Genomic DNA, 11,870 nt, shown 5'->3' with positions numbered 1-11,870 from the left:
GATGTGTTCCTTCACCCGGTAAGGACTTCGCCGCCGGCAACCGCCACGGCTTGTCCATTGATTGACGATGCGCCCTCGGAGGCAAGCCAGAGGATGGTGTCGGCGACCTCCTCCGGCGTGACCAGCCGCTGCATTGGATTGACCTTGGCGAGCGAAGCCCGCGCCTCCTGCTCACTGCGCCCGGTCTTGGCGACGATGTTGGCGGCCGCATCCGCCACCAGCGGCGTGTCGGTGTAGCCGGGACAGACCGCATTCACAGTGACGCCGCGCCGGGCGTACTCCAGCGCCAGCGAGCGCGTCAGGCCGACGACGCCGTGCTTGGCGGCGACATAGGCCGAGACATAGGCGTAGCCGGTGAGGCCCGCAGTCGAGGCCACGTTGATCACCCGCCCGCGGCCGCGCTGCGCCATCCCCGGCAGCACGGCGTGCGTCACCAGGAACACACTGGAGAGATTGCTCGCCAGCATGTCCGCCCACAGCGCCGCGTTCGTCTTGTCGAACGGCGCACTTGCGGCCTTGCCGGCATTGTTGACGAGAATATCGATCGGGCCGGCCTCGGCCTCGATCTGCGTGATACCCTTGGTCACCGCCGTTTCATCGGTCACGTCGATCGCGACAACAGCGCCAGCGCGCTCACCGAGCAACGAAGCCGTCGCCTTCAGCACATCGATCCGGCGTCCAGCGATGCTGACGCGTACCCCGGCTTTTGCGAGGGCGATCGCCGTCGCGGCGCCGATGCCGGAACCCGCACCGGTGACGAGCGCATGTGCGTTGGGCCAGAAGCGTGTCATGCCTTCACTCCCGCGGCCGCACGTTCGAGATTGGCCTCGTATTGCGACTTGCCCGACAGATACTGCTTCGGCCAGGCGACCTGCTTGACGCCGATCTTCGCGGCCTGGTGCAGCGTCCAGGCCGGGTCGGCGAGATGCGGCCGCGCGATGGCACAGAGATCGGCGCGGCCGGCGGCGATGATCGAGTTGGCGTGATCGGCCTCCGAGATCGCCCCGACCGCGATGGTCGCGATGCCGACTTCGTTGCGGATCTTGTCGGCGAACGGCGTCTGGTAAAGCCGGCCATAGATCGGATGATCGTCGGCCCAGACCTGACCCGACGAGCAGTCGATCAGATCGGCACCGGCCTCCTTGAACAGCTTTGCGAAGGCCAGCGCGTCCTCGGGCGTGTTGCCGCCCTCGGCCCAGTCGTGACAGGACAGGCGGACCGACATCGGCTTGTCCTCCGGCCACACCGCGCGGATGGCGCGGAACACCTCCAGCGGATAACGCGCGCGGTTCTCGATCGATCCGCCATAGTCGTCGCTGCGGCGGTTGGTCAGCGGCGAGAGGAAGCTCGACAGCAGATAGCCGTGGGCGCAGTGCAGCTCCAGAATATCGAAGCCCGCGGCGGCGGCGCGCCTGGCGGCGGCAACGAACTGGTCGCGCACCTCGTCCATCTCGGCGCGGCTCATCGGCTCCGGGATCTGGCCGTCGGGCAGATAAGGCACCGGTGAGGCCGACACCAGCGGCCAGTTATGGTCCGGCAGCGGTTCGTCCATGCCTTCCCAGGCAACGCGCGTCGAGCCCTTGCGGCCGGCATGGCCGAGCTGGATGCCGATCTTCCCTTGCGAATTGCGATGCACGAACTCGACGATCCGCTTATAGGCCGTGGCCTGCGCGTCATTCCACAGACCGCAGCAGCCGGGCGTGATCCGCGCCTCCGGCGAGACGCAGGTCATCTCGGTGAACAGCAGCCCGGCGCCGCCGAGCGCACGGGAGCCGAAATGCACCAGATGGAAGTCGTTCGGCACCCCCTCCTCCGCCGAATACATCGCCATCGGCGAGACGATGATCCGGTTATGAAGCGACAGGCCACGGATCTGGAACGGCGTCAGCATCGGCGGCGTGACGCGCTCGTTGGTGCCGGGCACGCCGCTGCGCTCCGCGAACCAGCGCTCATAGCCTTCGAGCCACGTTCTGTCGCGCAGCCGCAGGTTCTCGTGGCTGATGCGCTGCGAGCGGGTCAGCAGCGAATACATGAACTGCTCCGGCTCCAGCGTGTCGGCGTAGCGCGAGCCGACCACCTCGAACCATTCCATCGCGTTGCGCGCGGCGTTCTGGATCCGCGCCACGTCGACCCGGCGCAGCTCCTCGTAAGCCGACAGCACGGCGGGAATGCTGTCCTTGGTCGCGCCGTGGATCTTGAACTGGTTGGTAAGCTCGATCGCATCTTCCAGCGCGAGCTTGGTGCCCGAGCCGATCGCGAAATGTGCGGTGTGGGCCGCATCGCCCATCAGCACGACATGGCTGTTGCCGTTGAACGCGGTCCACTTGCCGCAGATCAGTCGCGGAAACGACAGCCAGGCCGAGCCGCGCAGATGCCGCGCGTTGGAGACCAGATGATGCCCCTCGAGGATTTCCGCGAACACCTTCTCGCAGAACGCGATGGATTCTCCCTGATCCATCTTGTCGAGGCCGTGGGCGAGATACGCCTCCTCGGTGGTCTCGACGATGAAGGTCGCCGCGCCCTCCTCGAACTTGTAGATGTGCGACTGGAACCAGCCATGCTCGGTCTTGCGGAAGTCGAAGGTGAAGGCATCGAACGGGCGGTTGGTGCCGAGCCAGATATACCGGTTCGGCCGCATCAGCATGTCGGGCTGGAAGGTCTCGGCATATTTGGCGCGGACCTTCGAGTTCACGCCGTCGCACGCCACGATCAGATCAGCGTCCGGGAATTCGAGGTCGGAATTGACCTCGCGCTCGAAGATCAGTTCGACGCCGAGTTCCTCGGCCCGCGCCTGCAGGATGTTGAGCAACCGCTTGCGGCCGATGCCGACGAAGCCGTGCCCGGTGGTGCGCATCCGGCGGCCCTTGATCAGGACCTCGATGTCGTCCCAATGGTTGAAGGCCTGCTCGATCGTATCAGCGGTGACCGGGTCCCATTTGCGCATGTTGTCCATGGTCGCATCGGAGAACACCACGCCGAAGCCGAACGTGTCATAGGGCCGGTTGCGCTCGACCACGGAGATCTGGTGCGCGGGATCCAGCATCTTCATCAGGATGCCGAAGTAGAGCCCGGCCGGCCCGCCTCCAATGCAAACGATGCGCATGGCGTTCTCCCGTTGGCTTCGGCCAGGGTCGGTTTTCCCGCCAGCCGATACGGCATATTATTTTATACTTAAAATAATTGTCAAGGGTGGTTGGCGCCCCACCCACAATCGTCGTCCCTGCGAACGCAGGGACCCATAACCCCAGGCCTTGGTCGTTGAAATGAACTGTGGCCCGAGCGCTGCAAACCAACAGCAATCGGTGGCTATGGGTCCCTGCCTTCGCAGGGACGACACCGAGTCTGTTGCTCGAGCGGTGGCCGACGCGTCTGCATACGCGCGGCGCGATGGCGCCCGCGCGCTTCACTTCTCGTCTCTTCGTGACAGGGCGCCGAGGCCGTCGGGCAATTCGGCGCCGGGACGCGCCCATCTACTCATCATTCCGGGGCAGCCGGAAGGGCTGAGCCCGGAATCCATCAAGCCGCATCATGCGCGGCGCGATGGATTCCGGGCTCTCGCTTCGCGAGCCACGGAATGACGAGGGAAAGAAGTCGTGCGCCGTCAATGCACCGCGGCGTACAGGATCTTGTCCTGCGTCGCGTCGGCGGCGTCGAACTCAGCGACGATGCGGCCGGTTCGGGCGACCAGGATGCGGTCGGAGACGGCGAGGATCTCCGGCAGATAGGACGAGATCACCACCACCGCCTTGCCCTCGTCGGCGAGCCGGCGGATTTCGCCGTGGATGTGCGGGATGGTGCCGACGTCGACGCCGCGCGTCGGCTCGTCGAAGAAGATGATCGACGGTTCCTGCACCAGGGTCTTGGCCAGCACCACCTTCTGCTGGTTGCCGCCGGACAGCTCGATGATCCGCGCTTTGCGCTGCAGCGCGCTGATCTTGAGCCGCTCGACCCAGTAGTTGGCGAGCTTGCTGCGCCTTGCGCGCGACAACAGGAAGCTCCAGCCCTTCCGCGTCGCGAGGCTGCCGATATAAACGTTGTCGTCGACCACCATGGTCTCGAAGAAGCCGTTGGCCTTGCGGTCCTCGGTGATGTAGGCGATGCCGTCATTGATCGCCTGCCGCGGCACGCGGTAGCGGATCGGCTTGCCGCGCAGCCGGATGGTGCCGCCATTGACCAGGTTGCGCTTCAGCGCGCCGTAGACGATCTTGGCGATCTCGGTGCGACCGGAGCCGATCAGGCCGGCGATGCCGACCACCTCGCCGGCATAGACCGAGAACGACATGTTTTTGACCGCCATGCCCATGGTGACGTTCTCGACCGTCAGCACCTTCTCGCGGCGTTGATGGGTCTTCTCTCTTCCGCCATAGACCGCCTGCGCCACCTCGCGCCCGACCATGTGCTGCACCAGCGCATCGCGGGTCAGCTGCTTGGCGGGCGCCGTGATCACCAGCTTGCCGTCGCGCAGCACGGTGATGCGGTCGGCAATCTGCAGCGATTCCTCCAGCGCATGGGAGATGTAGATGATCGAGACCCCGCGGGCGCGCAGGTCGCGCACCAGGTGGAAGAAGTGGACGATCTCCTCCGGCGTCAGCGATGCGGTCGGCTCGTCGAAGATGATGATGCGCGCCTTGTTGTAGATCGCGCGCGCGATCTCCACCATCTGCTTCTTGGCGGTGCCGAGCAGCGCCACCGGCGTCGCCGGGTCGACGTGGAAGTTGAGCGACTGCAGCAGCTGCTGGGCCTGGATGTTCAGCGTGCGGAAGCGCGTCAAGAGCTTCTCGTTGCCGAGCTCGATGTTCTGCGCCGCGGTCATGGTAGGCACCAGGCTGGTCTCCTGATAGACCATGCAGATGCCGGCATCGAGCGCGTCGCGCGGCTGCTCGAAATTGGCAGGCTTGCCGTCGAGCAGATAGTCGCCGGAGGTGAGATTGATCGCGCCGGCGATCGCCTTGCACAGCGTCGACTTGCCGGCGCCGTTCTCGCCGACCAGCGCATGCACCTCGCCGGGATAGAGATCGAAATTGACCCCCTCGATGGCGTGGACGCCGCCATAGATCTTGGAGCCGTTGCCGATCTGCAGCACCGGCTCGCGGGTTGCGGACTGGGTCGCGGTCACAGCCTGCGTCACGCCGTCATTCATCGCAGCTCTCCCGTGTAGCGCAGCAGCCGTCCGGCGCCGCGCGCCGCGATGACGATGCCGGAGGGCGTCGCGCAGGCGGCGGTGATGCCGTGGAAGCGGCCGCCGGCGCGGCTGTGCAGGCTGTCGCTGGCCTCGCCCTCGGCATCGAGATGCACGAGCAGGCCATAGGAACGTGGCGGCGCCCATGGCTTCTGGATGCCGAGCGCCTTGACGCTGCCGATCTGCATCGGCTCCAGGCAATCGCTGCCGCCAACCAGCGCCGGCGCCACCCAGTAATCGGGCGGCATCGTCGCCATCATCTCCTTGCGGAAATCGTCTTCCTTGAGCACGAATTCGATCAGATGGGTGCGGCGCGCGAACATGCCGAGCAGCACCCCGCCATGGCCGTCCGGATGCAGTCGCGCCGGATAGCCCGGCATGTTGGCGGCGACGGTCTCGCGCGGGCCAAGGCCAGTGCCAGTTAGTGGGAACCGGCTGAGGCGATGCGCCCAGCTCTCGGTGAGCCACAGGCTGTTGCCGTCGGCCGAGACCATCACGCCGTAGGGATATGGCAGGTCGCGCAGCAGCACCTGCGGATTGTCGAGGCCGGCGCCGCAGCTGATCAGGCGGCCGCCGGCGCGCTTCTCCATCAGATCGTGCCGCCACTCGTCTGGGCGGCGGCCGGCGCTGCCTTCGACCGCATAGATGCGACCATCGGGCGCCGCCGTGACCGACAACAGTCCGGCGAGCGCGCTGCCACCAGCGGCCTCCAGCCAGCGCGGCGCGGGCTTGACGGGATCGATCGCAGCGAGCCCCCTGCCTGCGACGCAGACCAAAAGGCGGCCGTCGGGATGCAGCGCGAGCCCGCCGGCATCATCCTCGAACTCGGCGATGACGGTACGGGTCGAAAAGTCACCGCCGCTGAGCTTCAACACCTGACGGCCGGCGGAGACATAGATCGCACCATCGCCGGCGGCGATGACGTCGTCGATTCCCGGCAGCGGCTCGCCGATCGGCATGGCGGTGTCGAGCCGGTCGTTCGGGCTCATCGCACCGTCGAGCGGCGGGATCGATTTCTCGACGCCATCGCGATCAACGACGCTTCTGATATCGCGCAACAGATGGTCGAACAGTCCCATTAGCTGATCACCCTGCTTTTGGCGCCCCAATAAGCATCGTATCCGGTCCAGCTCTCGTCGACGCCGTCGAGCTTGATGCGGCCGATCCGGTTGTTCTCGAGCCCGCCGAGATAAAGATAGCCCTCATGCTCGCGCATCGACGTCAGCACCGAATGCGAGGTCCCGGTCGGGTCCCACCAGGACTCCAGCGCTTCGCCCCTCTCGTTGAACTTCAGCACGCAGCCGTGGTTCAGCCCCGGTGCCAGCCATTCGTCGGTCGGCACCTGTTTCACCATGCGCAGCCGGAAGCCGGGCTTGCGCACGGAGAGATCGAAGGTCGGCGTACGGATGCCGACCAGGGCGAGCCAATAATTGCCGTCGGAGGCGCGATTGATGTTGTCAGGGTTGCCCGGCAGCTGGTCGATCAGGACTTCGGTGCGGCCCTTCTTCGGCCCCGCGATCCAGTAACGGAAGATCTTGCACAGCGAGGTGCTTGCGATCAGCACGGATTGGCCGTCATGCGAGACACAGACGCCGTTCGGAAAATAGAAATGGTTGATGACAGTGCGGGTTGTTTTGGTCTTGGGATCATAGCAGACCAGGCGGCCATTCGGCCGCGCCTCGAGGATATCGAGGGTGTTGGTCGTCATCTCGTAGCGCGTGGTGCAGTCGCTGAAATAGATCTTGCCGTCGGGCGCGATGTCGAGATCGTCGGCCATGCGCAGGCGGCTGTCGTCGTTCAGCTTGTACCAGGTACGGTTGGTCTCATCGGTGACCTTGAACACCTTGCCATCAGGCGCGATGCCGTAGACACCCATGCCGGCCACCGCGACAATCAAGTTCTCGTCGTGGTCGAACTGCATGCCGAGCGGCCGGCCGCCGATATGGGCGAACACCTCACGGGTCTCGAAGTTCGGTCCCGAGAAGCGAATCACGTTGCCGTCGCGGGTCGAGCCGTAGACCCGGCCCTGGCGGTCGAGAATGACGTCCTCGGGCCCTTCGACCTGGTCGACGCCGATTGCCTGCGCGTTGATCAACCGGTCGTTCTGGGCAAATGGCGAACCGGAGCCGCGCTGCACCGACGGCGCTGGCGCCAACGCTACATAGGCCGGATTGACGTAGATCTTCTGGATCGCCTTGCCGCGGTTCTTCGACCATTTGACGTCGATGCCGACCGCAGCGAGCAGGATCATGCCTGTTACCGCCGAGGTGACGTAGCCCGGAATGCCCATGCGCACGAGGCCGTTGATCAAGAGGAAGATGATCAGCGCGCCGATCATCGCCCGCCACACCGTGCCCTTGCCGCCGGCCAGCGAGACGCCGCCGAGCACCACGGCGGTCAGCGCCTGGAATTCCCAGCCCACGCCGGTCGTGGAATCCGTCGAGGCCTGGCGTGCCGCATAGAAGATGCCGCTCGCCGCGCACAGCGTGCCCGACAGCACATAGGTCATGAACAGCATCAACCGGACGCGGATGCCGGCATGGCGCGCCGCCTTGCGGCTGGCGCCGATCGCGGTGAGATGCCAGCCATAGCGCGAGCGCGACAGGAAGATGTGGCAGACCAGCAGCACCACGAACAGCGTTGCCGCATTGACGGGAATGCCGAGCACGCTGCCGCCGCCGATGAAATCCCAGGCGTCGCTCTCGACCGAATTGGTCGCGAACACCTGGGCATAGCTGGTGTTGAGCAGATTGACCGAGGCGCGCAGGATGATCAGCGTCACCAGCGTGGTGAGGAACGGCCGCGTCTTCAGGAAGCCGATCAAAAAGCCGTTGATGCTGCCGAGCAGCGCGCCGACCAGAAGCGTCGCCGGCACCGCCAGGCCGACCGGCCATTCGCGCACCAGGAGGAAATAGAGCGCCGCGAAATTGCACAGCGCGAAGATCGCGCCGACCGAAAGGTCGATGCCGCCGGTGACGAGGCAGAAGCCCATCGCGAGCGCGACAAAGCCGAATTCGGCGAACAGCCGCAGCAGCGACACCGAGTTCTGCACCGAGGCGTAGTCGGGAATGGTGAGCGCGAAATACGCCCACAGCCCGATCATCACCGTGAAGGGAACGACCGGCTCGAACCACTGTTTCAGCAACAGCTCCGACAGCAGGAGCCGGGGTGAAAACCGCCGAACCGATGCGGCAAAGGAATCAACTGCCATCGACATCGCCAAAGCACTCCCTCGATCATGATGCGAGAAATCCCATCGTGATCTTGTCTCTCTTTTTGAGCATGATCTTTTCGGAAGGCCGGCTTCCACTTTTCCGGATCATGCCCGTGATACAGCCGGCGCGGGAATGCCCCCCGCGCCGGCTGTCTCGCGCCTTGTTAGTTTTTCTTGGGTAGCGCGAAGCAGGTGCCGCCGAGCGAGGCGTTCGACTTATCGATCCAGATCGGCCGCGTGTAATAGGACAGGTTTTTCGAGCCGGGCTTGTCGCCGGACATCAGCAGGGTTTCCGCCGCGAACATTAGATCGTGGCCCTGCTCGGTCGCCTTGTAGCTGAGGAACTTGCTGAAATTGCCTGACGTGACCTGGTCGCAATCGAGCTGCGAGCCCTCGCCCGAGGCGAACACCTTCACATCGTCGATCTTGCCGGCATTGCGGATCGCCTGCGCGGCGCCCGACTCCATGATGCCCCAGAAGCCGATCGAGGCGCAGAGATCGGGATGCTGCTGGATCACGGTGGCGGTGATGTTGAGCGCGGTGTTGGCATCCCAGTTCGCCGCCTGGTTCGACACCACCTTGATGTTGGGGTCCTTGTTCAGGATCTCCATGATGGCGCCGACCTGATCGACGCTGGCGGCTGCGGTCAATTCGCCCTGCACGATCTGCACCTTGCCCGACTTGCCGGAGCCGGTGCCGCAGGCCTTGACGGCTTCGTTCGCGAGCATCCTGCCGATCTCGCGCCAGTCGACGCCGACAAAGGCACCAGACTTGTAGTTCGAGGCCATATTGACCTGGATCACATGCGTGCCCTGGCTTTCGGCGCGCTTCAGGTCCTTCATCAAGAGCGTCACGCTCGGATTCTGCACGATCAGGACGTCGGGCTTCTGGTCGACCAGCGCGGTCAGCGCCTGCTGCATGGCGGATGGATTGTTGTTGGGGTCGCGAACGATGTATTTCATGCCGCGCCACTCGGCCTCTTCCTGCACCACGCGGCCCCATTCGTCGGACAGCGGCACGCCGAGCGCGATCGGCAGATAGGCGACGGTCTTGCCCTGCAGCGACTTGTCGTAGGCGGCGCGCAGCTCGCGCCCGGCCTTGGTACCTTCCTCCTGCGCCGATGCCGCAAACGGCATCGCGGCGAGCGTCACCCCGGCCAGCAGGATTGTCCAGAACTTGGTCGTCTTCATCGTCTCCTCCACACAAAATTCTTTTGATTGATTGGATTTCTTTTTTGATTGGCGCGGCGCGCTCGGTCGCCTTGTGTCAGTCTCCTTGCCGCGCGGTCTCCTCGTCGCGGGGATGCAGCCAGTTGTCGAGCACGATCGCGGCCAGCAGCACCACGCCCTTGATGATGTTCTGCACCTCGCTGTTGACGTCCATGATGGTGAAGGCGTTGAGCAGCGTACCGATCAGGACGCAGCCGACCACAACGCTGAACACACTGCCGCGGCCGCCGATCAGGCTGATGCCGCCGATCACGACGACCAGCACGACGTCGAAGATCATGGTCCCTTGCGTGATCGCCATCTGCATGCTGCCCGTGGTGCCGACCCAGACCAGGCCTGCAATCCAGGCGAGCAGCGCAACCAAGACGTGCTCCAGCACGATCAGCGGACGCAGGGGAATGCCGGTCAGCCGGGCGGCCTCCGGATTGTCGCCCTGCGAATAGATGAATCGGCCGATCGAGGTGCGCGACAGGAACAGGTGCATCGCGATCGCGCAGACCGCGAACACCAGGATCGGAACCGGGATGCCGAACAGCCGCCCGGCGCCGAGATACATCAGGCCCGGCGCATCCTTCGGCGCGTAGACCACCCAGGCCGGCGCGATCCAGAACGCGAGGCCATAGATCACGAAGCCGGCGGCGAGCGTCACGAACAGCGCCGGCGCCTCGACGAAGGCGACCATGACGCCGTTGACGACGCCGATCAGCACCGCAATGGCCAGCGCCAGCAGCACTGCCGTGAAAACAGGCATGCCGTTCTGCATGTAGATCAGGGCGATCGCCCAGGAACCCGCCATGATCGCGACCTCGGAGAGGTCGATGCCGCGGCTGATCACGATCAGCCCCATGCCGAGGCCGAGCACGCCAAGGATGGAAATACTGCGCAACAGATTCAGGAGATTGGAAACGCTGGCAAAACCGTTCAGGGTCAGGCCGAACACGACCAGAAGCGCGATCGTGATCAGGAGCACAATCTGCTCCTGGCTCGGTTTTGCGAACATTGTGCCCGAGCGAGATGATGCCGCAGGGACAGCAACGCCGCGCGATGGCGATTGCACGCTCATCGTTTCCTCCAGGTATTATTTTGCTTGAGACTTTAAGAGCGCCAACTCATATTCGTCAAATGCATTCGACGGATACGGATTGATTATTTCCATGCATGTGCGCGATATCGATCTGAACCTGTTCGTCGTGTTCGACGCGATTTACACCGAGGGCGGCGTCAGCCGTGCCTGCTTCCGCCTCAATCTGACCCAGCCCGCGGTGAGCCATGCGCTGGGCCGGCTGCGCGCGATGTTCAACGATCCGCTGTTCGTGCGCCGCCATCACGTGATGACGCCGACCCCGCTGGCGCGCCAGATCATCACCACCGTGCGCCAGGCGCTCAATGGCCTGGAAACGACGCTGACCCATACCAACCGATTCGATCCGGCCAGGACGCCGAAGCGGTTCGTGATCGGCCTGCGCAACAATCTCGAGGCGCCGATGCTGAGCGCGCTGATCAACCGGATCAGCACGGTTGCGCCGCTGGTCGAGATCGCCACCGTGCGCAGCGAGCGCAACAATCTGGAGCGCGAGCTTGCCGCCGGCACGCTGGACGTCGCGATCGATACGCTGCTGCCGCTCTCGACCGAGGTGCGGCGCGAGCAGATCCTGACCGAGCATATCGCGGTGTTCGCCCGGCGCGGCCATCCCGAGCTCGGCACGCGGCTCGACAAGAAGGCGTACCTGCGCTTGGAACACGTCTGCGTGACATCGCGGCGCAGCGGCCTGTCGTTCGAGGACTTCCAATTCCAACGGCTCGGCCTGACCCGCACCGTTCGCCTGACCTGCCAGAACTTCGCGACCGCCTGCCATGTCGTGAGCCGCAGCAACATGCTGCTGACGGCATCGGAGAGCGCCGCGTCCGTGCTGGAGGATCCCGGGCTGTTGCAGTGCTTCCCCTGCCCGTTCCCGATCAGCCCGCACGTCAATTATCTCTATTGGCATGCCACTGCCGAGGGCGACACCACCAATCAATGGCTGCGCGAGCAACTGCGCGCCGCCGCGGCGTTGCTCGCAGGTAGCCGCTTCAGCAAGAAGAACCGCCGCGCGGCCAAGGCGCGGCCGAAGGTAAGCATTCCGGTCCCGACCGGCCTCGCCGCGGAATAGCGGAGCGCCGCATCGAATTTGCTCCGAAGCGCTCAGCGGACCCCACTTCACCTCGCCCCGCCTGCGGGGAGAGGTCGGAACGCATCGTTAGATGCGTT

General features: G+C 64.7%; 8 protein-coding genes. 1 reads left to right on the top strand and 7 read right to left on the bottom strand.

Annotated elements, in window-relative coordinates; translation table 11 throughout:
- Window positions 1-11: 11 nt before the first annotated feature.
- The 7 genes from ACVIGB_RS47975 to ACVIGB_RS47945 form a co-directional block, all read right to left on the bottom strand.
- Window positions 12-791, bottom strand: coding sequence for an SDR family NAD(P)-dependent oxidoreductase (locus ACVIGB_RS47975; RefSeq protein ID WP_456724008.1), 780 nt, complete (start codon window positions 789-791; stop codon window positions 12-14).
- The gene (locus tag ACVIGB_RS47970) at window positions 788-3,103 is read right to left on the bottom strand and encodes a bifunctional salicylyl-CoA 5-hydroxylase/oxidoreductase (RefSeq protein ID WP_456724009.1); all 2,316 of its coding nucleotides are present in this window, start codon (window positions 3,101-3,103) and stop codon (window positions 788-790) included. Before ACVIGB_RS47970 ends, ACVIGB_RS47975 begins: the two co-directional genes overlap by 4 nt.
- Window positions 3,104-3,601: 498 nt before the next feature.
- Window positions 3,602-5,140, bottom strand: coding sequence for a sugar ABC transporter ATP-binding protein (locus ACVIGB_RS47965; RefSeq protein WP_456724010.1), 1,539 nt, complete (start codon window positions 5,138-5,140; stop codon window positions 3,602-3,604).
- Window positions 5,137-6,258: an SMP-30/gluconolactonase/LRE family protein gene (locus ACVIGB_RS47960; protein WP_456724011.1), complete on the bottom strand. Its 1,122-nt coding sequence runs from the start codon at window positions 6,256-6,258 to the stop codon at window positions 5,137-5,139. Before ACVIGB_RS47960 ends, ACVIGB_RS47965 begins: the two co-directional genes overlap by 4 nt.
- Complete coding sequence (locus tag ACVIGB_RS47955; RefSeq protein WP_456724012.1) at window positions 6,258-8,396, bottom strand: ABC transporter permease; 2,139 nt, start codon at window positions 8,394-8,396, stop codon at window positions 6,258-6,260. The genes ACVIGB_RS47960 and ACVIGB_RS47955 overlap by 1 nt, the downstream gene beginning before the upstream one ends.
- Before the next feature lie 161 nt (window positions 8,397-8,557).
- The gene (locus tag ACVIGB_RS47950; RefSeq protein WP_456724013.1) at window positions 8,558-9,583 is read right to left on the bottom strand and encodes a sugar ABC transporter substrate-binding protein; all 1,026 of its coding nucleotides are present in this window, start codon (window positions 9,581-9,583) and stop codon (window positions 8,558-8,560) included.
- A gap of 76 nt (window positions 9,584-9,659) precedes the next feature.
- Entirely contained in the window at window positions 9,660-10,685 is a 1,026-nt protein-coding gene (locus ACVIGB_RS47945; protein WP_342710631.1) for an ABC transporter permease, read from the bottom strand.
- A gap of 79 nt (window positions 10,686-10,764) precedes the next feature.
- Between ACVIGB_RS47945 and ACVIGB_RS47940 the strand changes: the two genes are divergently transcribed.
- Window positions 10,765-11,772, top strand: coding sequence for a LysR family transcriptional regulator (locus ACVIGB_RS47940; RefSeq protein ID WP_456724014.1), 1,008 nt, complete (start codon window positions 10,765-10,767; stop codon window positions 11,770-11,772).
- The last annotated feature ends 98 nt before the right edge of the window (window positions 11,773-11,870 follow it).

The organism is Bradyrhizobium sp. USDA 4341 (assembly GCF_054063755.1).
Note: the sequence above shows the minus strand (reverse complement) of the source record. Positions and strands in the feature narration are given on the sequence as shown.

Coding starts and splice junctions, on each gene's coding strand:
- ACVIGB_RS47945 (WP_342710631.1), bottom strand. CDS start 10,685: ATGAGCGTGCAATCGCCATCGCGCGGCGTTGCTGTCCCTGCGGCATCA.
- ACVIGB_RS47950 (WP_456724013.1), bottom strand. CDS start 9,583: ATGAAGACGACCAAGTTCTGGACAATCCTGCTGGCCGGGGTGACGCTC.
- ACVIGB_RS47975 (WP_456724008.1), bottom strand. CDS start 791: ATGACACGCTTCTGGCCCAACGCACATGCGCTCGTCACCGGTGCGGGT.
- ACVIGB_RS47965 (WP_456724010.1), bottom strand. CDS start 5,140: ATGAATGACGGCGTGACGCAGGCTGTGACCGCGACCCAGTCCGCAACC.
- ACVIGB_RS47960 (WP_456724011.1), bottom strand. CDS start 6,258: ATGGGACTGTTCGACCATCTGTTGCGCGATATCAGAAGCGTCGTTGAT.
- ACVIGB_RS47955 (WP_456724012.1), bottom strand. CDS start 8,396: ATGTCGATGGCAGTTGATTCCTTTGCCGCATCGGTTCGGCGGTTTTCA.
- ACVIGB_RS47970 (WP_456724009.1), bottom strand. CDS start 3,103: ATGCGCATCGTTTGCATTGGAGGCGGGCCGGCCGGGCTCTACTTCGGC.